This window comes from Salinarimonas sp., assembly GCF_040111675.1.
GTDB lineage: Bacteria > Pseudomonadota > Alphaproteobacteria > Rhizobiales > Beijerinckiaceae > Salinarimonas.
In genome coordinates this window covers 4,807,501-4,827,086 of record NZ_CP157794.1, presented here as the reverse complement: position 1 = coordinate 4,827,086, position 19,586 = coordinate 4,807,501, and the positions used below count along the sequence as shown (strand labels likewise).

Below are 19,586 nucleotides of genomic sequence, written 5' to 3'. Positions count from 1 at the left end.
CTCGATGGGACGCCTGTCGGCCGAGCAAGCGCGCTTTGGAGACGCGAATGCGCGGTCGGCGGAGCGACCCGACGTGCTGCCATGGATTGGAGCGGGATAACCCGTCCGCACGCCCGGCAATGATGAGACAAGCCTCTTCGGTGATCGACCTTTGGAGGGCCGATCGAGACCAAAAAAGCCCGTGTCGTCGTTGCTTTAAGTCGCGTTCCCCGCGGAGGGCGGAGTGCGCCGGTTTCGCCTCCGGCTGCCGGTCAGGGGTGTCGAGGGAAGTCTCCCCCGGGCGGCTGTCCGGTCTCTTGCCCGGATGCCCACCGACCGGCACGCGACCACAGGCACGTGCGAAATTGGGCAAGCGCGAAACTAATGCCGATTCCCTGCGGGATCAATGGCTTTCTGGCCCGGTTCGCGAAATTTTCTCGCCCCCTCCGGCCAGAATGTCGCGGATCTCGGCCAGCAGCTTCACGTCCGCCGGAATCTCGGGCTCGGCGGGCGGCGTCGGCGCGGCCGCGACCTCCTCCTCCTGGCGTGCGCGCAGGCGGTTGATGCCGCGGATGACGAAGAACAGCACGAGCGCGACGATGAGGAAGTTGATCGCCGCCGTCAGGAAGGAGCCGTAGGCGATCACCGCGCCCTGCTCGCGCGCCTCCGCGAGCGTGGTGGCGGTGACCTCGGGCGAGAGCGCGATGAAGTAGTTGGTGAAATCGAGCCCGCCGGTGACGAGGCCGATGAGGGGCGTGAACACGTCCTCGACCAGCGAGGAGACGATCCGCGAGAAGGCGGCGCCGATGATGACGCCGACCGCCAGATCCACCACGTTGCCCTTCAGCGCGAAGGTCTTGAACTCCTCGACGATCTTCATGACGCCCCTCCCGTGCTCGCGTCGCGCAGGGCGAAAGGGTTAGGGCGCGGCCGCGCGCGTGTCGAGGCTCAGGCGAGGCGCTTCAGGCGCGCGGCGACCGTGTCGAGGAAGCGGGTGCGGCGCTCGAGGGGCGCGGAATCCATCTCGTGCAGGCCGAGCCAGAAGGTCTTGCACCCCGGCGCGCACAGAACGGAGAGCCCGGTGAGCAGCATCCGCCGCCCCGGCATCCCCATGAAGAACCACCACCAGCGCGGCGCGCCCAGCGTCGAGATCGCGCCGACGATCCGGATGTTGGTGAGCACCCGGCCGATCGGCTTGCCGGGCCTGGGCATCTCGAAGGTCGCGTGCGGCACCCAGACCCGGTCGAGCCAGCCCTTGAGCATGGCCGGGGGGCCGTACCACCATGTGGGATGGACGAAGATCAGCGCGTCCGCCGCCTTCAACCGGGCGAGGTGATCGGCCACCGGCGCCTCGTTCGCGCCCGGCTCGTGATAGGCCCGGCGCTCGTCGGCGGAGAGGACCGGGTCGAAGCCCTCCGCGTAGAGATCCAAGAGGTCGACCGTGTGGCCCGCCTCCTCCAGCGCCGCGATGGCGCGGTCGCGGATCGCGGCGTTGAAGCTCTCGGGGACCGGGTGGCAATAGACCAGGAGGACGCGCATGCTCAGACGCTCGCGAGGGTCGTCTCGACCCGTTTCAGGAAGGCGCCGCGGCTCTCGGGCGTGGCGTTGTTCATGTCGTAATGGGCGAGGTAGGCGGCCTTGGCGGTCGGCGCGGCGAGGACGCGCAGCATGCGCATGACGCATCTGCGCGGCGGGTCGCCCATGACGAAGGCGCGCCAGCGGCTCGCGCCGTAGGTCGTCACCCCCATCAGCAGCCGGATGTGCCGGAGGTTCGGCGCGACGCGCCCGTCCTCGATCCTGAAGCTCACGCCGGGGAGGAAGACCCGGTCGAGGAAGCCCTTCAGGATCGCGGGGAAGCCGAAGTTCCAGACCGGGTTGACGAGGACGAGCCCCTCCGCCGCCTCGAGCCGGCGGACGTAGTCCTCCACCGGCAGGCGGTTGCCGGGCACGTCGTGATAGCCCCGCCGCTCGGCGAGCGAGAGCACCGGCTCGAAGCCCTCGGCATAGAGGTCGCAATCGTCGACCTCGTGGCCCCGCGCGGTCAGCGTCTCGACGACGGTGCGGTGGAGGGCGGCGACGTAGCTCTCCGGATCGGGATGGGCGTAGAGGACGAGGATACGCATGTCAGCAGCAACTCCTTCCCGCTCCCTCGTGGAGAGGGGAGACGCCCGCCCGCCGCATCTCACCCCTCCGCCAGGCCGCGGAACAGGAAGGTCTTGCCCGACTTGAAGTCGTAGCTCGGGTCCTCCCAGGCGATCATCTTGCCGGGGTTGAGCAGGCCCTGCGGGTCGGCCTCGCGCTTGAAGGCGAGCTGGACCTCGTCGGTCTGCTTCATGCCGCCCTCCTCCAGCGTGTAGCGGTGCGGGTTGAAGATCGGCGCGCCCATCTCCTCGTGGATCGCCATGATCTCCTCGAGCCGTTCCTCCGTGGTGAAGCGCACGAGCGGCAGGCCGAAGCAGGTGACCTTGCCGTCGAAGCGCACGAACTCCAGGTGGCAGAGCACCTCGTCCCCGAAGCGCTCGTGAATGCGGGTGACGAGCTCGACCTGGTTCGGGAACGGGTAGAGCACCTGGAGATAGGTGATCGAGGGGTCGTCGCGAAGCGCCCTGAGCGTCGTGTGGTTCCACGACAGCTCGAAGACCGGCGGCAGCCCCTTCAGGTCCTCCGGCGGCAGCGCGTCGTTGCGGAACAGCACCTCTGCCCCGCGCCAGCGCTTCGCGAAGGCGAGGTAGGGATCGAGCGCGAAATCCGCGACCATGGCCAGGACGAGATGCTTCTCGCGCGGCAGGAATTTCTGGTGGCGCTTGAAATGGTCGTGCGGCGTCGGCGCGGCGACGACGGCGAGCTCCTTCAGGAGCAGCCCGTCCTGCTCGCCGGCGGCATTGGCGAACTCGGTCGCGGCCCGCAGCGAGTCGAAGCCGAGGATGACGTCGACCCAGGCATAGGCCGGGCAGAGCGGCATCTCCACCTCGGTGATGATGCCGTTGGTGCCGTAGGCGTGGGAGACCTTGTGCAGGTCGTCGCCGGTGAGCTCCAGCACCCGCGGGCTCGCCTCCATGGTGACGACCTTGAGGCGGATGATGTTGCCCGCGTCCCGCAGGCCGCCCCAGCGGATCGAGCCGACGCCGCCCGATCCCCCGGCGATGAAGCCGCCGATCGAGGCGGTGTGGTAGGTCGAGGGATGGAGGCGGATCTCCTGGCGCGAATGGGCCCGGGTCTCCTTGTCCATGGCCGCGATCACCGCGCCGGGCTCGGCGACGACGCGGCCGAGGTGGATCTCCCTGACCTCGTTGAAGAGCGAGAGGTCGAGCACGATCCCGCCGGACAGCGGCATGGCCTGGCCGTAATTGCCGGTGCCTGTGCCCCGCGGCGTCACCGGGATGCCGAGCGCATGCGCCGCCGCCAGCGTGCGCACCACCTCATCCTCCGATTTCGGGAAGACCACGACGTCGCCGACGACCTGCTCGAGCTGGCGCTTGAGGGTGGGCGAGTACCAGTAGAAGTCGCGGCTCTTCTGCTTGACCAGCGCCGGGTTCCGTTCGGTCTTGATGCCGTCGAGGCGGCTCTCGAGGGCGTCGATGTCGTAGCGGGCGCTCATGGTCACTCCTGTCGGGGAACGTCTTTCTCGGCGGCGTTCAGCGCTGCATCAGGTCGTCGAGCTCGGCATAGTCCGGCGGCCGCGCGTCGATCGCCTCGCCCGCGACGATCACCAGCCGGTCGGCGTGCGGTCGCGCCAGCAATTCGTCGGTCGAGCGGGCGGGAAGCAGGATCATGTCGGCGGGGTCGCCGGCCTCGAGCCGCCCGGCGCGGTCGAGATCCATCAGGTCCGCCGGCGTCGCCGCGACGGCGCGCAGCCAATCGTGGGACGAATGGTCGAGATGGAGGATCCGCGTCGCCTCGCGGAACACCTCGAGCATGTCGAGGTCGCCGTAGGCGTGGAACGGGTCGCGGGTGTTGTCGGAGGCGACCATGACCGGCGCGCCCGCCGCGCGCAGCTCGTGCAGGGGCGCGACCCCGCGCCAGCGCGGCGTGCGCCCCGAGGCGCGGTCCTGGAGATACATGTTGCACATCGGCAGCGACACGACCGCGATGCGCGCCTCCGCCACCTTGTCGACCACCCGCTTGCGCTCGGCCTCGTCGTGGATCGCGAGCGAGCAGCAATGGCCGGCGAGGACGCGGCCGGCGAAACGGGTGCGGAGCGCCGCGTCGGCGATGCGCTCCAGCGTGCGCGCCTGCGGCTCCAGGCTCTCGTCGACGTGGAGGTCGAGGTCGAGCCCCTCCGCCGCGGCGGCCTGGAACAGCGTGTCGAGCGCGGCGTCCAGCCGCGCGCCCGGCGCCTCGCCGAGATAGGTGACGCCGCCGAGAACGCCGCCATGGCGGGCGACGGCGGCGACGATCTCGCGGAACTCGGCCTCGTCCTGCCAGATCAGGTCGATGGGGAAGAGCGCCGTCGCCTGCAGGGCCATGCGCCCGCGCCAGGACTCGCGCAGCTCGGCGAAGACCGGCCAGGAGATCGCCGTCTGCTTGCCGACGGAGTCGATGTGGGTGCGCAGGGCGCCGGTGCCGTGGGCGTAGGCCGAGCGCAGGGAGAAGTCCATGCGCCGGGCGACGTCGTCCGCCGACCAGTTCGCCTCGCGATCCGCCTCGGCCGAGGTCAGCGCGCCCATGAAGGTGCCGTCCGGGTTGGCGCGGCGGGGCCAGATGTGGCCCTTGTCGATATGCGTGTGCACGTCGACGAGGCGCGGCAGCAGGATGCGCCCGCCGACGTCGAGCTTCGGCAGGTCCTCGCCGTCGAGGTGGAAGCCGCCTGCCGCGCCGATGCCGGCGATGCGCCCGTCCTCCACCATCACGTCCACCCGCGCGAAGCCGTGCGCGTCGCCGGCGACGCCGTGCGCGGCGAGCAGGCAGAGCGGCGCGCGGGCATTCTCGATGCGGAAGGCGCGTTCCTCGGGGAAGCTCCGCCGCAGCTCGGCGAAGGTGCGTGGGGGCGGCGTCTCGCTCATTCAGCGCTCCTGCTTCAGCGCGCTCTCGTGCCAGCGCCGCAGGAGCATGTGCGACAGGCCCGACATGGCGAGGAAGATCACGACGCCGGTCACCGACAGGAGCGCGAGCGCCGCGAAGAGGCGGGGGATGTTGAGCCGGAACTGGCTCTCCAGGATGCGGTAGGCGAGGCCCGAGCCCGCGCCGGCGGAGCCGGCCGCGATCTCCGCGACGACCGCGCCGATCAGCGCGAGGCCGCCGGCGATCTTCAGCCCGGCGAGGAAGAAGGGCAGCGCCGCCGGGCGGCGCAGGTACCAAAGCGCCTTCACCCGCGACAGGAAGCGCCCGAGCCAGTGCGGCGCCCATTTCGGCTTCGTCGCGCCGTAGAGGTCGAACAGCTCGAGCAGGTTCCGGTCGACGGATTGCAGGCCGAGCGTGGTGTTCGACAGGATCGGGAAGAAGGCCACGATCCAGGCGCAGGTGAGGACGGCCGCCTCCTGCGGCATGTAGATGAGCAGCAGCGGCGAGATGGCGACGACGGGCGTCACCTGCAGCACCACGGCGTAGGGATAGAGCGAATACTCGATCAGCCGCGACAGCGAGAGCAGCACGGCGAGGGAGACGCCGCCGGCGACGGCGAGGATCAGCCCGAGAAAGGTCGTGCGCAGGGTCTGCAGCAGGGAGCCGAACAGGATCGGCCAGTCCTCGATCATGGTCTCCATGATGCGCGTCGGCGCCGGAAGGATGTAGTGCGGCACCTCGTAGGCGACGACGTAGGTCTCCCAGCCCCAGATCACGAGGGCGAAGACCGCGAGCGGCAGCGCCACGCGCAGGATGCGGGAGAGGTCCCGGCCCTCGCCGGGCGGGCTCGCCGCGGGCGCGGCTTTCGCCGCCTCGGCGGTGGGCGGCGCGGCAGCGGCGGCGGCCCAGATCTCGGCCCCCTCCGGACGGTCGGCGGCGGTGCGCGCGTCGGTCATGCCGGCCTCCCTCACAGATGCTCGTCGGCGCCCATGGCGCCGTGGAGCGCCGCGCTCGCCCGGCGGCAGAGCTCGCCGTAGAGCGGCGTCGTGCGGAACGCCTCCGTGCGCGGATGGGGGGCCGCCACCTCGATCTCCTCGACGATCCGCCCCGGCCGCGCCGCCATCACCACGATCCGCGTCGACAGGTAGACGCTTTCGTACACCGAATGGGTGACGAAGACGACCGTGCAGCCGAACTCGCCCTGCAGGCGCAGGAGGTCGTCGTTGAGCTTGAAGCGGGTGATCTCGTCGAGCGCCGCGAAGGGCTCGTCCATCAGCAGGATCTTCGGCCGCAGCGACAGGGCGCGGGCGATGGAGACGCGCATCTTCATGCCGCCGGAGAGCTCGCGCGGATAGGCCTCGGCGAACTTCGAGAGGCCGACGAGATCGAGGCAGAAGTCGATCGCGTCCTGCGCATGCCGCCGGGAGACGCCGCGCAGGCGCAGCGGCAGGTAGACGTTGTCGGCGACGCTCGCCCAGGGCATCAGTGTCGGCTCCTGGAAGACGAAGCCGATCTCGCCGCGATGCGCGTCGACGTCGCCGCCGCCGGCCCAGTCGACCGCGCCGCGGCTCGCCGGGATGAGGCCCGCCAGGATGCGCAGGGCCGTCGACTTGCCGCAGCCGGAGGGGCCGAGCAGGGAGACGAACTCGTTCTCGCGGATGTCGAGGTCGAGGCCGGAGAGCGCGGTGGTGCCGTTGGCGAAGGTCTTGTCGACGCCGCGCAGGGAGACGAGCGTTTCCGCCCGCACGGGCGCGTGCTCCTGTCTGGCTGGGCTCGGGCTCATCGCTCTCGTCTTCGCGCCGCTCGCGGCGTCACAGGGGAAACACGCGGCCGGTCGCGGAGCGCGCGCCCCGCGGCCGGCCGTCAAAGTCGCGCGTCACTGCGCGGGCTTCAGCTCCATCCCGACCTTCTGGTTGACGAAGTCGAGCGTGTAGGCCTGGGTGTAGTCGAGATCGGCCGAAAACAGGCCCGCCGCGACCATCTTGTCGAAGAAGCTCTTCATGCGCGCGTCGGTCATGGCGCCGATGCCCATCTCGAGCGTGTCGCCGGAATCGACGATGCCGTATTCCTTCAGCTTCTCGATCGAGTAGGCGAGCTTGTCGTCGGTCATCTCGGGATTATCGGCCTTGATCGCCTCGAGCGCGGCCGCATTGTCCCCGTAGAGGAAGTTGTACCAGCCGATGGCGGAGCCGTTCACGAAGCACTCCACCACCTCGGGCTCGTTCTCGACCAGCTCCCGACGCGTCTCGATCGTGGTGGAATAGGTGTCGAAGCCGTGATCCGCCAGCAGGAAGACGTTGGGCGTGAAGCCCGCTTCCTTCTCGATGGCGTAGGGCTCGGAGGTGAGGTAGCCCTGCTGCACCGCCGTCTCGTCGGCGATGAAGGGCGCCGGGTTGAAGGTGTAGGGCTTGGTGCTCTCCTCGTCGAAGCCGTGCTCGGTGATCAGCCACTGGTAGTAGGTGGCGAGACCCTCGCGGGAGACGAGGATGTTGTCCGAGTCCTTCAGGCTCTCGAACGTGTCGTAGACGCCCGGATGCGACATCAGGATCTGCGGATCCTTCTGGAAGTTCGCCGCCACCACGAGCGTCGGGATCTCCTCCTGGACGGCCGAGAAGGCCTGGATCATGTTGCCGCCCATGTAGAAGTCGATGCGGCCGACGGGCAGGAGCATGCGGTTGTTGGCCTGCGGGCCGCCGGGCACGATCTCGACGTCGAGGCCGCAGGCCGCGTAGGTGCCGTCGACGACCGCCTGGTAGTAGCCGCCGTGCTCGGCCTGGGCGACCCAGTTCGTGCCGTAGCGGATCTCGCGCAGGTCCTGCGCGGCGGCCGACCCGGCGGCGAGCGCCAGCGCCGAGGCGGCGGCCGCGAGCGCCGCGGTGGAAGAAAGCTTCATGGTGCCTATCCCTGCCTGTTCATCTGCCTAAAGCGTGGGCACGCCCACCGCGCGGGAACCCATCCTCGCGAGGCCGCGGGAACTTGGCAAGGGCCGTGCCGCGGGGCGGGCTGGGGCAAGAGGGCGCGGCCGGTTGCGCGCGCATCGTTCATGCCCCGTTAAACCGCCACATTCTATCTCTCTTGGAACGTGCGTGCATCCGGGGCGGCGAGACGAGCGGAAAGAGGGCTTCATGGGCGGTTTCGACCGAGGCGGGCGCGGGCGGCGGGAGCCGGGCTTCGAGGCGCCGCGAGCGGACGACCTCGACCTGCGCCTCTCGCCGAGCGATCGCGCCGGCGGCCCGACCGCCGCCGGGCGCCGCCGCGCCGGGGCGAAGCCTTCCTCCGCGAAAGCCGCGAAGCCTTCCGCCGCGAAGGCCCCGCGCCGCGCCGCCGGGCCGGAGCGCGGCCCCGGCCGCCGCCCGCCTTCCCGCGGCGGGGGACGCCGCGGCGGGCGGCCGCGCCGACGGCGCTCGCTGATCGGCTCGCTGTTCTATTCCACCGTCGTGCTCGGCATCTGGGCGCTGATCGCGGTGGCGGGAATCGTCGCCTATCACGCCACGCAATTGCCGCCGATCGACCAGCTCGAGGTGCCCAAGCGCCCGCCCAACATCGCCATCCTCGCCGCCGACGGCACGCTGCTCGCCAATCGCGGCGAGACCGGCGGCTCGAACGTGCCCTACGAGGAGCTGCCGGACTACCTGCCGCAGGCCTTCGTCGCCATCGAGGATCGGCGCTTCTTCTCGCATTGGGGCATCGACCCGCAGGGCGTCGCCCGCGCGATCGTCACCAACCTGCGCGGCGACAGCGGCCTGCACGGCGGCTCGACGCTCACCCAGCAGCTCGCCAAGAACCTGTTCCTCACCCAGGAGCGGACGATCTCGCGCAAGATCCAGGAGGCGATCCTGGCGCTCTGGCTGGAGCGGACCTATGCCAAGGCCGAGATCCTCGAGCTCTACATGAACCGCGTCTATTTCGGCGCCGGCGCCTACGGCGTCGAGGCGGCGGCGCGGCGCTATTTCGACAAGTCGGCGCGCGACGTCTCCCTCTCCGAGGCGGCGATGCTGGCGGGCCTCGTGCAGCAGCCCTCGCGGCTCGCGCCGACCCGAAACCTGTCCGGCGCCCGCGCCCGCGCCGAGCTGGTTCTGCGCGCCATGCGCGAGGAGGGCATGATCGGCGAGACGCAGCTCGCCACCGCCCTCGCCCGCCCCGCCGCGGCCGCGCGGCCGAAGGGCAACGGCACGGCCAACTACGCCGCCGACTACGTCATGGACGTGCTCGACGACTTCATCGGCACGGTGGAGACCGACATCGTGGTGATGACCACGATCGACCCGCGCATCCAGTCCGCCGCCGAGGAAGCGCTCGACGCCGAGCTCGCCGCCGAGGGCGAGCGTTACGGCGTGGCTCAGGGCGCGGTGGTCTCCATGCGCCCCGACGGCGCCATCGTCGCCCTCGTCGGCGGGCGCGACTATGCTGCAAGCCAGTTCAACCGCGCCACCCAGGCCAGGCGCCAGCCGGGCTCGGCCTTCAAGCCCTTCGTCTATCTCGCCGCGCTCGAAGCGGGGCTCACGCCGGACACGATCCGTGTCGACCAGCCGGTGCGCATCGGCAACTGGGAGCCGGAGAACTATTCGCGCGACTTCCGCGGCCCCGTCCCCCTGCGCGAGGCGCTGGCGCTCTCGCTCAACACGATCGCGGCGCAGCTCGCGGCCGAGGTCGGCCCGCGCGAGGTGGTGCGCACGGCCCAGCGCCTCGGCGTCGCCTCGCCGATGGAGAGCAACGCCTCGATCGCGCTCGGCACCTCCGAGGTGACGCCCCTCGAGCTCACCGGCGCCTACGCCGCCTTCGCCAATGGCGGGGAGGGCGTGATCCCCTACGTGATCTCCGAGATTCATTCCGCCGACGGGCCGATCCTCTATCGCCGCGGCGCGGTGGGCCTCGGCCGCGTTGTCGAGCCGCGGCACGTCGCGATGATGAACGCCATGATGCGCGAGACGCTGACCATCGGCACCGGGCGCCGCGCCGAGCTGCCCGGCTGGGAGGCCGCGGGCAAGACCGGCACCAGCCAGAACTTCCGCGATGCCTGGTTCGTGGGCTATACCGGCGCGCTCGTCACCGGCGTGTGGGTCGGCAACGACGACGGCACGCCGACCCGGCGTGCGTCCGGCGGCAACCTGCCGGTCGCGATCTGGAGCCGGACGATGAGCGCGGCGCTCGGGCCAGAGACGCCGGTCGCGCTGCCCGGCGGCGGCTGGCAGGCGCCGCAGGAGCTCTTCCCCGGGGTGCCGGTGGCCGGCGGACCGCCCGCGCCGCTCGCCAACGAGAACTCCGACTGGCAGCGCCCCACCGAGCCGGGCTTCATCGAGCGGATCTTCGGGATCTACTGACGCGCCGCGCGCGCTCCGCGCGAGAGGGCGAAGACGACGGCCGCCAGCGCGCCGAGGAGCGCGATGCCCATCGGCAGCGCGAGCGGCGTGCGCGCCACCGCGGCCGCGAGCCCGATGCCGACCAGCGCCGCGACCGACATCTGGCTGATGCCCATCAGCGAGGAGGCCGCGCCCGCCCGCTCGGGGAAGGGCTGCATCGCGGCCGCCAGCGATTGCGGCATGGTCAGCCCGACGCCGAGCGCGTAGAGCGCCATCGGGCCGGTGATCTCGAAGGACGAGCCCGTCCCGATCAGCGCGAGGGCGAGCATCAGGGCCCCGCCCGTCGCCTGCGCCGCGACGCCGAGCGCGATCGTGCCGTCGAGCCCGCGTCCGGGAACGACCCGCTGCGCCACGAGCGTTCCCGCGATGAAGCCCGCCACCATCAGCGCGAAGGAGAAGGCGAAGGCGATCTCGGAGAGGCCGTAGGCGCCCTGAAGGACGAAGCTCGAGCCCGAGATGAAGGCGAACAGGCCGGAATAGGTCAGCGTCGTCAGCGCCACGTAGCTCCGGTAGGCCGGGTGGCGCAGGAGGTCGCGAAAGCCGCGCAGGATGGCGAGGAGCGAGAGCGGGGCGGGATCGCGGGCGCGCAGCGTCTCCGGCAGGGCCGCCACCACGAGGAAGGCGAGGAGGACGCCGCCGACGGCGATCGCCGAGAAGATCGCCCGCCAGCCGAAGGCCGCGAAGATCAGCCCGCCGAGGATCGGCGCCAGCGCCGGCACGAGTCCCATGATCGTCCCCATCCGCGAGAGCTCCCGCCCGGCGCGCGGGCCCTCGTAGAGATCGCGCACGATGGCGCGGGCGAGCACGATCGGCCCCGACGCGCCGAGCGCCTGCACGAAGCGCGCCGCCGACAGCGCCTCGATCGAGGGCGCCAGAGCGCAGGCCGCCGTGGCCAGCAGAAAGAGCGCGAGCCCCGCGACGAGGAGCGGCTTGCGGCCGATCCGGTCCGAGAGCGGGCCGTAGATGAACTGGCCGCAGGCGAAGCCGACGAGGAAGCCCGAGAGCGTCGCCTGGGTCTCGGCCGTCGTCGCCTCGAGCGACGCCGCGATCGCCGGCAGGGCCGGCAGGTACATGTCGGTCGACAGCGGCCCCAGCGATGTGAGCAGCGCGAGGGTCGCGGTGAGGGCGAGCGTGTCCGGCCGCAGCCGGAAGGGAGCGGAGCGCATGCCGCTCCTCTAGCCCCGGGCGGCGGCTTTGTCTGTACGGGCTCAGCCGATCTCGACGACGACGCGCCCGCGCACCTTGCCGGCGAGGATGTCGCGCGCCGCGTCGAAGACGCCTTCGAGAGGGATCGTCGTCGTCATCGCGGCGAAGGCGTCCGTGTCGAGATCGCGGGCCAGGCGGTCCCAGGCCTGCCGCCGGAGCGGGATCGGCGCCGGGACGGAATTGACGCCGAGCAGCGCGACGCCGCGCAGGATGAAGGGCGCGACCGAGGTCGGCAGGTCCATGCCGCCGGCATTGCCGCAGGCGGCGATCGCGCCGTCGGCCATGGTCATCGAGAGCGCGTTGGCGAGCATCGTCCCGCCGACCGTGTCGACGCCCGCCGCCCAGCGCGCCTTCGCCAATGGCTTGCCCGGCCCGGTCAGCTCGGCGCGCGGCAGGATCTCGGCCGCACCGAGGCCCTTCAGGTAGCCCTCCTCCTCGGGCCGGCCCGTCGCGGCGATCACGCGCCAGCCGGATGCGGCGAGGAGCGCCACGGCGACCGAGCCGACCCCGCCGGCCGCGCCGGTCACGAGCGCCGGCCCGGCGTCGGGCGTCAGCCCATGGCGCTCGAGCGCCAGCACGCAGAGCGCCGCCGTCAGCCCCGCCGTGCCGATCGCCATCGCCTGCGCGGCGCTCATGCCGTCGGGGAGCGGCACGAGCCAGTCGCCCGGCACGCGCAGCGTCTCCGCGTAGCCGCCGAGATGCGTCTCGCCCACGCCCCAGCCCGTGAGCACGACGGCGTCGCCCGGCTTCCAGGCGGGATGGGTCGACGTCTCGACCGTCCCGGCGGCGTCGATTCCCCCGATCATCGGGAAGCGGCGCACGACGGGCGCCTTGCCGAGAAGGGCGAGCCCGTCCTTGTAGTTCACGGTCGAGTGGGTCACCCGCACGGTGACGTCGCCCTCCATCAGCTCCGTCTCGGGAAAGTCCTTCAGCGCGGCCTCGGTGCCGGTTTCGGTCTTCTCGATGACGACGGCGCGCATGGGGCTTCTCCGCGAGGTTCGGCGTTGACGGGTCGCGCGAGTTCACACCGCGGGCGCGGCGAGGGCAAGGGGGGTGCGCGATCACCTGCGCTGGATTGCCGTTCACTATTCGTTGCAATCCCGCTCGAGCTGTGCTTCGGTCGACAGACGACGTTCACGGGGCTGGCGGGGGCGATGGCGCAGGCGGCGAGGGAGCAGGCGATGACGGCGCCGACGCGCGAGGAGACCGCGGCCATGATCGCCGCGAGCGAAGCGCGGACGGACGGAAACTTCGCGCGCGTCGAGGGCAAGCTCGACGTCATCATCGCGCAGCTTCAGTTCACGCGCGACGAGGTGAATTCCATCCGCGGCGAGGTGCATTCGCTGCGCGGCGACATCGGCTCCGTCCGCGGCGACATCAACTCGGTGCGCAGCGAGGTCGGTTCGGTCCGAGACGAGGTCCGCAGCGAGATCGGCTCCATCCGCGACGAGCTCCGCACCGAGATCGGTTCGGTCCGCGTCGAGATCGGTTCGGTCCGCAGCGAGCTGCGCGGCGAGAGCAACACCTTTCGCGGCGAGCTCTCCTCCCTGCGGGCCGAGGTGCACGCGGAGGCGCGCGCGTCGCGCACGCATACCTGGGTCGTCGCGGGCGTCATGGTCGCGGTGCTGGCGGTGATGGCCGCCTCGTTCCCGGCGGTCTACGATTTCGGCGCGCAGATGCGCGAGCTCGTGCACAGCGAGGTCGCGGCGGCGACCGCCGTGCCGGCCGAGACCGCGCCCGCGGCCCCGGCCTCCCGCGACGCGCGCGAGTGACTCCTCACGCCGGCTTCGCCGCCAGCCGCGCCACCGGCTTCTCCACGATCGGCAGGTTGATCAGCGCGGACGCGATCCCCAGCGCCACCGACAGCCACCAGACGAGCGCGTAGCCGCCGGTCGCCTCGTAGAGGATGCCGCCGAGCCAGACGCCGAAGAAGCCGCCGAGCTGGTGGGAGAAGAAGGCGAAGCCGTAGAGCATCGCCATGTAGCGCGTGCCGAACATCACCATCACCAGGGCCGAGGTCGGCGGCACGGTGGAGAGCCACAGGAGGCCGATCGTGATCCCGAACAGGATGGCCGAGGCGGGCGAGGCGGGCATCAGGATGAAGGCCGCGATGGCGACGGCGCGCCCGAGATAGATCCAGGCGAGGATGTAGCGCTTGGGCATGCGCGTCGAGAGCCAGCCGGCGCCGAGCGAGCCCACCGCGTTGGCGAGGCCGATGACGGCGAGCGTCCAGCCGCCGATCGAGGCCGAGAGGCCGGCATCCTTCAGGTAGGCCGGCAGGTGCGCGGTGATGAAGGCGAGCTGGAAGCCGCAGGTGAAGAAGCCCGTCACCAGCAGCACGTAGGAGCGGTGGCGGAACGCCTCCGCCAGCGCCTGCGCGATCGATTGCTTCGGTCCTTCGTCCTTCGCCGCCCCGGCGCCCTGGGCGCGCGTGGCGAGGGCGAGCGAGAGCGGCAGCACGATCAGCATGATCGCCGCGAACCAGACGAGCGCGTCCTGCCAGCCCACCGCCGAGATCAGCGCGTTGCCGATGGGCGGGAACAGGAACTGGCCGAAGGAGCCCGCCGCGGTGCCCATGCCGAAGGCCATCGGCCGCCATTCCTCCGGCAGGAGCTTGCCGAAGGCGCCGAGCACGAGGTTGAACGAGGCGCCGGCGAGGCCGAAGCCGATGAGGATGCCGCCGCCGATGTGGAGCATGGCCGGCGTCGAGGCCCAGGCCATGACCAGGAGCCCGGCGGCGTAGAGCAGTGCGCCGCCGATGAGGACGCGCACGGTCCCGAACCGGTCGGCGATCGCCCCCGCGAAAGGCTGGCCGACGCCCCAGAGCAGGTTCTGGATGGCGATGGCGAGCCCGAAGACGTCGCGCCCCCAGCCGTAATCCGTCGTCATCGGCACCTGGAACAGGCCCGCCGACGCCCGCGGCCCGAAGGTGACGAGCGCGATCAGGCATCCCGCGGCGATGACGATCTCGGGTGCGACGCGGCTGGGGCGCGGCGCGGCGGCGGGGGCGGACATGCGGGCGGGGCTCCGACGGGAACGGGACGACAGCGCACGCAGCATACGCCATGCCCGGCCGCGGCAAAGCGCCGTTTCGGAATGGCCCCCATCACGTCTGTTGATGGCCGTGCCGACCGTGTCCGGAACCGGCCGTCGGCGGCGTCCGTTTCCCGCCGATTGCAGGTCCACGACACGTCGAAAGGGGGCGCTTATGACCGTCAGCCTCAAGCCGATCGCGCATCAGATCCTGGTGATCACCGGAGCGTCGGGCGGGATCGGCCTCGCGGTCGCGCGCGAGGCCGCCGCCCGCGGGGCGCGGCTCGTCCTCGCCGCCCGCAACGGCGGCGCCTTGACCCGGATCGCGAGCGAGCTCGGCGCGCGGGGCGCGCGCGTCGTCACCGTGGAGGCGGACGTCTCCGAGCCGGAGGAGGCGCGCCGGGTCGCGCAGGTGGCGCAGGCCGCCTTCGGCGGTTTCGACGCCTGGATCTCGACCGCGCCGAGCGTCACCGCCGGGGACGCCCTCGTCGCCCCCGCTTCGGACCAGCGGCTCCTGTTCGACACGCTCTACTGGAGCGCCGCGCACGGCGCCATCGAGGCGGCGCGGCACCTGCGCCGGCGCGGCGGCGCCATCGTCGTCGTCGGCGGCGCCTTCGCCGACCGCGCGCTCGCCCGGCACGCCCCCTACGGCGCGGCGCGCGGCGCGATCGAGGCCTTCGCCGGCGGCCTTCGCCGCGAGCTGGAGGCGCAGGGCGCGCCGGTCTCGGTGACGCTGGTCAAGCCGAGCGCCGTCGGCGAGGGCGCGCCCGCCGCCCACGCCGCGGAGGAGGGACCGGCCTACGATCCCGCCGTCGTCGCCCGGGCGGTGCTGTTCGCCGTGGAGCATCGCCGGCGCACGCTCGTCGTCGGCGCGGGCGGGTTCGCCGCCGGCGCGCTCGGCGAGATCGCGCCGGGCCTGGCGCGGCGGATGGGGCGGGCCACGCCGCGCCGCGAGACGAGCCTCGCGCTCGAGGCGCAGATCCACCCCGTCGCCGCCGCCGCGCTGGCTGCCGGCGCGGGCCTCCTCGTCGCCGGCCTCGCCTACGCGCTCGGCGTCGGCCGCGACCGCGGGCCGCAGACGCGCTCGCCGCAGGACGCGCGCTATTCCGCCTGGCGCGCCTCGCGGCCCATGCGGGCGCGCCGCGCCGCGCGCCATCCGACCATGCGCCAGGGGTCGCGGGTCGTCACGCACTGAGGGCGAACGTCGGGGTTGCCTCGGCCCGGCGATCGGGCGAGGCTCGCGCGCCCGCTGAACGCGACCCGCCCGAGCCCCCGCATGCCCGACGACGACCTCTCCCGCATTCTCGCCTTCCTCGGTCTCGCCGAGCGGCTCAAGCGCGAGATGCGCCATTCCTGGCTCGCCGACGGACGCCGGGAGAGCGTGGCGGAGCACACCTGGATGATGGCGCTGATGGCGATCGCGCTGCATCGCCGGCTCGCGCATCCGGTCGATCTCGCCCACACGCTGAAGCTCGTCGTCGTCCACGACATCGCCGAGGTTCTCGTCGGCGACATCCCGTCCTTCGAGGTGAGCGCGCGCAAGGCGGCGAAGGCGCGGGCCGAGGCCGCCGCCATGGACGAGATCCGGGCGATGCTCCCCGAGGACGTCGGCGCGGAAATCGCGGCTCTCTGGCGGGAATTCGAGGACGGGGCGACGCCGGAGGCGCGCTTCGCGCGGGCGCTCGACAACCTCGAGGTCCAGGTCCAGCACAACCTCGCCGACCTCGCCACGTGGGAGCCGCTCGAGCGCGACCTCGTCTACACCAAGATGGACGCGCCCTCGGCCCACGACCCCACGCTCGCCGCCTTCGCCCGCGCCGTGCGCGCCCAGGCGGAGGAGAAGCTCGCCGCGGCGGGGGAGGACGTCGCGGCGCTGAGAGCGAAGCACGGGGCGTGAGGCGCCCCGCGCTCCTTCTCGATCACAGGTCCGGCCGCGCCTCGCGCACCGCGTCGAGCGGCGGCAGGTAGTCGGCGCCGTCCTTGTAGTCCCACTCGTCCATGGCGCCCGTGCCGCCTTCCTCGACGAGCGCGCCGACCCAGGCGCCCATGGTGGCCTGGTTGTCCTCCGGGCGGATCGAGATCTCGCCCAGAACCGTATCGAAGGTGGCGCCCTCGAGGGCCGACAGGAGAGCCTCGGTCTCGGTGGAGCCGGCGGTCTCCAGCATGTCGCGGATCATGTAGCCGACCATGTAGCCGAGCAGCGAGCCGAGCCGCGGGGTCTCGTCCCAGCGCGCCCGATAGGCCTCGATGAAGGCGCGGTGCGTCTCGTCCTCGATGTCCTGCCAGGGATAGCCGGTGACGATCCAGCCCTGCGGCACCTCCTCGCCGAGCGGCAGGTACCATTCCGGCTCGCCGGTGAGCAGGCTCACCACGGTGCGGTCCTCGAACAGGCCGCGCACGTCGCCCTGGCGGACGAACTGCACGAGGTCGCCGCCGAAGAGCACGTTGAAGATCCCGTCCGGGCTCGCCTGCTCGATGGCCGAGACGGTGGCGCCCGCGTCGATGCGGTTGAGCGCCGGGTACTGTTCGGCGACGATCTCCGCCTCCGGCAAGGCCTCGGAGAGCAGCCGCTTGAACACGGCGGCGGCGGACTGGCCGTACTCGTAGTTCGGCGCGACGATCGCCCAGCGCGTGGCGCCCGAGGCCTGCGCCTCCTCCACCAGCATCTTCACCTGCATGTAGGTGGAGGGGCGGATCCGGTAGGTGTAGCGGTTGCCCTGCTCCATCGTGAGCGCGTCGGTGAGCGGCTCGGCGGCGATGTAGAGGATCTCGCGCTGGTTGGCGAAGTCCGCCAGCGCCACGCCGACGTTCGAGAGCAGGCTGCCGAAGACGAAGGACACCCCCTCGCGGGTGACGAGCTCCTCGGCGACGCGGGTCGCGTCGGCGGGGGAGGCGCCGTCGTCGCGGGAGATCACCTCGATCGGTCGCCCACCGAGCACGCCGCCGGCCTCGTTGATCTCCTCGAACGCCATCTGGAAGCCCTGGCGATAGGGCACGGTGAAGGCGGCGAAGTTCGAGTAGGAGTTCAGCTCGCCGACCTTGACCGGCTCGCCGCTCGCCTGCGCCAGCGCGCCGACGGGGCCGAGCGCGAGGGCGGCGGCGCCGAGCGCGGCGAGGAGGGCGGCGCGGGCGCGCCGAGGCGTCGCGATGGCGTTCGTCATGGGGAGGTCCTCTTCGTCGGGCGTGGCCCGTCCTGTCCCGTGGCCGCGCCGAGCGCCTGGTGCGCGTGCGGCCCGCCCGAGGGCGAGCCTCGCTGTAGCGCGTCGCAGGCGGCGGGACAACCGGCTGACGGGAACGCGAACGCGGCTTCGCCGTTCCGGTCTAACATAGGTGGCTCGCACTTCTGCGCGGGAGGAGATCTTGGCGGCGGCGATCAGGCACGACGGCACCCCGGCGATCGCGGCGGCCTGCGGCGCGGGGCTCGGCGAGGGCCCGGTCTGGGACCACCGGATCGGCGCCGTGCTGTGGGTCGACATCGCCGCGCCCTCCATCTGGCGGCTGGACGTCGCCGCCGGCGAGGCGCACGCCACCGAGCTGCCGGAGCGCGTCGGCTTCGTCGCGCTCACCCCCGACCCGGACGTCGTCCTCGCCGGGCTGCAGAGCCGGCTCGTCCTGTTCGACCTGATCGACCGCACGATCCGTGATCTCGCCGCGGTCGAGCCGGACCTGCCGGGCAACCGCTGCAACGACGCCGTCGTCGGGCCCGACGGCACGCTCTGGTTCTCGACCATGGACGCCGACGAGGAGGCCGCCACGGGCGCCTTCCACGCCTACGACGGCCGCGCGGTGTCCACCTTCGCGGACGGCTTCGTGGTGACGAACGGCCCCGTGCTCTCGCCCGACGGCGCGACGCTCTACACGATCGACACGACGGGAAAGCGCATCGACGCGCGGCCGGTGGGCGATGCGCGCGCCGGCGCGCCGCGGCTGGGCGCGCCGCGCCTCTTCCTCGATCTCGGCGACGAGGAGGGCCTGCCCGACGGCGTCGCGGTCGGGGACGACGGCGATCTGTGGATCGCCATGCACGGCGCGGGCCGCATCCTGCGCGTCGGGCCCGACGGGACGCGCCGCGGCATGGTCGCGCTGCCGACGCCCGACGTGACCAAGGCGACCTTCGGCGGGCCGGATCTCGACACCCTCTACATCGCAACCGCGGCGCGCGCCCGACCGCACGATCGGCTGGCGGGGCATCTGTTCCGCACGAAGACGGATGCGACGGGGCTGCCGGCGCAGGTGTTCGCGCCGGCGGGCTAGCCAGGACCGATCAGTCGTCCGGCGGCGCCGGGACGACCCGGGCGCCGCTGAGAATGGCGAAATCGTTGATGTCTTCGACGTAGAGGAAGGAGGGCGGCGTCTTGGAGATGATCTGCTCTTCGCCCTTCAAGCTCACGAGCATGAACTCGCTATCCTCGAAGACGACCTGAAAGCCCACCAGCTCCAGGATCTCCCGCGGCACGTCCCCGACATCTACGTAGAACTTCATTCGCCCCTACGCGGCGACGAGCTCCTCGGCGGTCATTTTCTGCCACCCGGCCGCTCGACGCTCACGCCCCCCGTTCACGCCGTCCTGCATGCGAAGCGCCGTTTCGTAGAAGGCCAGCGCACGCTTGGCTTTGGCGAGCGCTTCGTCCCTCGTGTCGGCCTCGAAACAGAAATAAGGGGAACGATTGGTCGCTGCAACCCATTTCTGGCCAGTTTTGATGGTGTAGACGTTCAGGTCCGAAAGGTTGGTCATCGTCGGTCTCCTTCGTCGTAAAGGTGAGGTCCGTTGGCGCCGACGCAGGCGCTCGGCGGCTCACCGCATTCGACGAGACCCCTCCGCCCACGTCGCCGCCGATGCCGCTCCCTGGCGAGTGTCCATGCTGCCCCCTGACACGCGATTGCGCGCAACGAAATCATTGGACCCCGACCGTATATCCCGACGCAGCGAAATGCAACCGATACCCGGTAGCCATTCCGTGATCGATCCGATCGTGTGTCCCGAATCGCACAGTCCGGCAACGCGAG

19 protein-coding genes are annotated in these 19,586 nt (G+C 71.7%); 5 read left to right on the top strand and 14 right to left on the bottom strand.

What is annotated here, in order from left to right:
* Positions 1–382: 382 nt before the first annotated feature.
* The 8 genes from mscL to ABL310_RS22350 all read right to left on the bottom strand — a co-directional run bounded on the left by mscL (position 383) and on the right by ABL310_RS22350 (position 7,873).
* Positions 383–853, bottom strand: coding sequence for a large conductance mechanosensitive channel protein MscL (mscL, locus tag ABL310_RS22385; RefSeq protein WP_349372105.1), 471 nt, complete (start codon positions 851–853; stop codon positions 383–385).
* A gap of 74 nt (positions 854–927) precedes the next feature.
* The gene (locus ABL310_RS22380) at positions 928–1,518 is read right to left on the bottom strand and encodes an NAD(P)H-dependent oxidoreductase (protein ID WP_349369210.1); all 591 of its coding nucleotides are present in this window, start codon (positions 1,516–1,518) and stop codon (positions 928–930) included.
* 2 nt (positions 1,519–1,520) lie between these two features.
* Positions 1,521–2,102, bottom strand: coding sequence for an NAD(P)H-dependent oxidoreductase (locus tag ABL310_RS22375; protein WP_349369209.1), 582 nt, complete (start codon positions 2,100–2,102; stop codon positions 1,521–1,523).
* Positions 2,103–2,161: 59 nt separating this feature from the next.
* Complete coding sequence (locus tag ABL310_RS22370) at positions 2,162–3,577, bottom strand: FAD-binding oxidoreductase (RefSeq protein ID WP_349369208.1); 1,416 nt, start codon at positions 3,575–3,577, stop codon at positions 2,162–2,164.
* 37 nt (positions 3,578–3,614) lie between these two features.
* Positions 3,615–4,982: a cytosine deaminase gene (locus ABL310_RS22365; RefSeq protein WP_349369207.1), complete on the bottom strand. Its 1,368-nt coding sequence runs from the start codon at positions 4,980–4,982 to the stop codon at positions 3,615–3,617.
* Positions 4,983–5,936, bottom strand: a complete 954-nt coding sequence (locus tag ABL310_RS22360) for an ABC transporter permease (protein ID WP_349369206.1) — start codon at positions 5,934–5,936, stop codon at positions 4,983–4,985. It abuts the gene before it with no gap.
* 11 nt (positions 5,937–5,947) lie between these two features.
* Positions 5,948–6,763 carry an ABC transporter ATP-binding protein gene (locus ABL310_RS22355; RefSeq protein ID WP_349369205.1) on the bottom strand — a complete coding sequence of 272 codons (816 nt, stop codon included), beginning with the start codon at positions 6,761–6,763 and terminating at the stop codon, positions 5,948–5,950.
* Between the two features lie 93 nt (positions 6,764–6,856).
* Positions 6,857–7,873 (bottom strand): ABC transporter substrate-binding protein, encoded by a 1,017-nt coding sequence (locus tag ABL310_RS22350; RefSeq protein ID WP_349369204.1) that lies wholly within the window; start codon positions 7,871–7,873, stop codon positions 6,857–6,859.
* A 232-nt stretch (positions 7,874–8,105) separates the two neighbouring features.
* Between ABL310_RS22350 and ABL310_RS22345 the strand changes: the two genes are divergently transcribed.
* On the top strand, positions 8,106–10,301 hold the full coding sequence (locus tag ABL310_RS22345; RefSeq protein WP_349369203.1) for a PBP1A family penicillin-binding protein: 2,196 nt from the start codon (positions 8,106–8,108) through the stop codon (positions 10,299–10,301).
* Here the strand turns inward: ABL310_RS22345 and ABL310_RS22340 are convergent.
* On the bottom strand, positions 10,295–11,506 hold the full coding sequence (locus tag ABL310_RS22340; RefSeq protein WP_349369202.1) for a multidrug effflux MFS transporter: 1,212 nt from the start codon (positions 11,504–11,506) through the stop codon (positions 10,295–10,297). The two genes, ABL310_RS22345 and ABL310_RS22340, sit on opposite strands and share 7 nt — an antisense overlap.
* A gap of 42 nt (positions 11,507–11,548) precedes the next feature.
* The gene (locus ABL310_RS22335) at positions 11,549–12,526 is read right to left on the bottom strand and encodes an MDR family oxidoreductase (protein WP_349369201.1); all 978 of its coding nucleotides are present in this window, start codon (positions 12,524–12,526) and stop codon (positions 11,549–11,551) included.
* Positions 12,527–12,550: 24 nt separating this feature from the next.
* Here ABL310_RS22335 and ABL310_RS22330 point away from each other — a divergent pair, with 24 nt between their 5' ends.
* A complete protein-coding gene (locus ABL310_RS22330) occupies positions 12,551–13,318 on the top strand; it encodes a hypothetical protein (RefSeq protein ID WP_349369200.1) in 768 nt (255 codons plus the stop codon).
* Between the two features lie 4 nt (positions 13,319–13,322).
* Here ABL310_RS22330 and ABL310_RS22325 read toward each other — a convergent pair whose 3' ends face one another.
* A complete protein-coding gene (locus ABL310_RS22325) occupies positions 13,323–14,561 on the bottom strand; it encodes an MFS transporter (protein ID WP_349369199.1) in 1,239 nt (412 codons plus the stop codon).
* A gap of 193 nt (positions 14,562–14,754) precedes the next feature.
* Between ABL310_RS22325 and ABL310_RS22320 the strand changes: the two genes are divergently transcribed.
* Positions 14,755–15,774 (top strand): SDR family NAD(P)-dependent oxidoreductase, encoded by a 1,020-nt coding sequence (locus tag ABL310_RS22320; RefSeq protein ID WP_349369198.1) that lies wholly within the window; start codon positions 14,755–14,757, stop codon positions 15,772–15,774.
* A gap of 81 nt (positions 15,775–15,855) precedes the next feature.
* A complete protein-coding gene (locus tag ABL310_RS22315) occupies positions 15,856–16,476 on the top strand; it encodes an HD domain-containing protein (protein WP_349369197.1) in 621 nt (206 codons plus the stop codon).
* Between the two features lie 22 nt (positions 16,477–16,498).
* Here the strand turns inward: ABL310_RS22315 and ABL310_RS22310 are convergent, their stop codons facing one another.
* A complete protein-coding gene (locus tag ABL310_RS22310) occupies positions 16,499–17,740 on the bottom strand; it encodes an ABC transporter substrate-binding protein (protein ID WP_349369196.1) in 1,242 nt (413 codons plus the stop codon).
* A 199-nt stretch (positions 17,741–17,939) separates the two neighbouring features.
* Here ABL310_RS22310 and ABL310_RS22305 point away from each other — a divergent pair, with 199 nt between their 5' ends.
* Entirely contained in the window at positions 17,940–18,833 is an 894-nt protein-coding gene (locus ABL310_RS22305; protein WP_349369195.1) for an SMP-30/gluconolactonase/LRE family protein, read from the top strand.
* Positions 18,834–18,843: 10 nt separating this feature from the next.
* Here ABL310_RS22305 and ABL310_RS22300 read toward each other — a convergent pair whose 3' ends face one another.
* Both ABL310_RS22300 and ABL310_RS22295 read right to left on the bottom strand, forming a co-directional pair.
* On the bottom strand, positions 18,844–19,062 hold the full coding sequence (locus tag ABL310_RS22300; RefSeq protein ID WP_349369194.1) for a hypothetical protein: 219 nt from the start codon (positions 19,060–19,062) through the stop codon (positions 18,844–18,846).
* A gap of 6 nt (positions 19,063–19,068) precedes the next feature.
* Complete coding sequence (locus tag ABL310_RS22295; protein WP_349369193.1) at positions 19,069–19,314, bottom strand: hypothetical protein; 246 nt, start codon at positions 19,312–19,314, stop codon at positions 19,069–19,071.
* Between the last annotated feature and the right edge of the window lie 272 nt (positions 19,315–19,586).

What these genes read in the sequence shown, in the direction of transcription:
- ABL310_RS22360 (WP_349369206.1), bottom strand. Translation starts at nt 5,936, where the DNA reads ATGACCGACGCGCGCACCGCCGCCGACCGTCCGGAGGGGGCCGAGATC.
- ABL310_RS22310 (WP_349369196.1), bottom strand. Translation starts at nt 17,740, where the DNA reads ATGACGAACGCCATCGCGACGCCTCGGCGCGCCCGCGCCGCCCTCCTC.
- ABL310_RS22295 (WP_349369193.1), bottom strand. Translation starts at nt 19,314, where the DNA reads ATGACCAACCTTTCGGACCTGAACGTCTACACCATCAAAACTGGCCAG.
- ABL310_RS22340 (WP_349369202.1), bottom strand. Translation starts at nt 11,506, where the DNA reads ATGCGCTCCGCTCCCTTCCGGCTGCGGCCGGACACGCTCGCCCTCACC.
- ABL310_RS22365 (WP_349369207.1), bottom strand. Translation starts at nt 4,982, where the DNA reads ATGAGCGAGACGCCGCCCCCACGCACCTTCGCCGAGCTGCGGCGGAGC.
- ABL310_RS22335 (WP_349369201.1), bottom strand. Translation starts at nt 12,526, where the DNA reads ATGCGCGCCGTCGTCATCGAGAAGACCGAAACCGGCACCGAGGCCGCG.
- ABL310_RS22355 (WP_349369205.1), bottom strand. Translation starts at nt 6,763, where the DNA reads ATGAGCCCGAGCCCAGCCAGACAGGAGCACGCGCCCGTGCGGGCGGAA.
- ABL310_RS22350 (WP_349369204.1), bottom strand. Translation starts at nt 7,873, where the DNA reads ATGAAGCTTTCTTCCACCGCGGCGCTCGCGGCCGCCGCCTCGGCGCTG.
- ABL310_RS22300 (WP_349369194.1), bottom strand. Translation starts at nt 19,062, where the DNA reads ATGAAGTTCTACGTAGATGTCGGGGACGTGCCGCGGGAGATCCTGGAG.
- ABL310_RS22370 (WP_349369208.1), bottom strand. Translation starts at nt 3,577, where the DNA reads ATGAGCGCCCGCTACGACATCGACGCCCTCGAGAGCCGCCTCGACGGC.
- ABL310_RS22315 (WP_349369197.1), top strand. Translation starts at nt 15,856, where the DNA reads ATGCCCGACGACGACCTCTCCCGCATTCTCGCCTTCCTCGGTCTCGCC.
- ABL310_RS22380 (WP_349369210.1), bottom strand. Translation starts at nt 1,518, where the DNA reads ATGCGCGTCCTCCTGGTCTATTGCCACCCGGTCCCCGAGAGCTTCAAC.
- ABL310_RS22320 (WP_349369198.1), top strand. Translation starts at nt 14,755, where the DNA reads ATGACCGTCAGCCTCAAGCCGATCGCGCATCAGATCCTGGTGATCACC.
- ABL310_RS22325 (WP_349369199.1), bottom strand. Translation starts at nt 14,561, where the DNA reads ATGTCCGCCCCCGCCGCCGCGCCGCGCCCCAGCCGCGTCGCACCCGAG.
- ABL310_RS22345 (WP_349369203.1), top strand. Translation starts at nt 8,106, where the DNA reads ATGGGCGGTTTCGACCGAGGCGGGCGCGGGCGGCGGGAGCCGGGCTTC.
- ABL310_RS22375 (WP_349369209.1), bottom strand. Translation starts at nt 2,102, where the DNA reads ATGCGTATCCTCGTCCTCTACGCCCATCCCGATCCGGAGAGCTACGTC.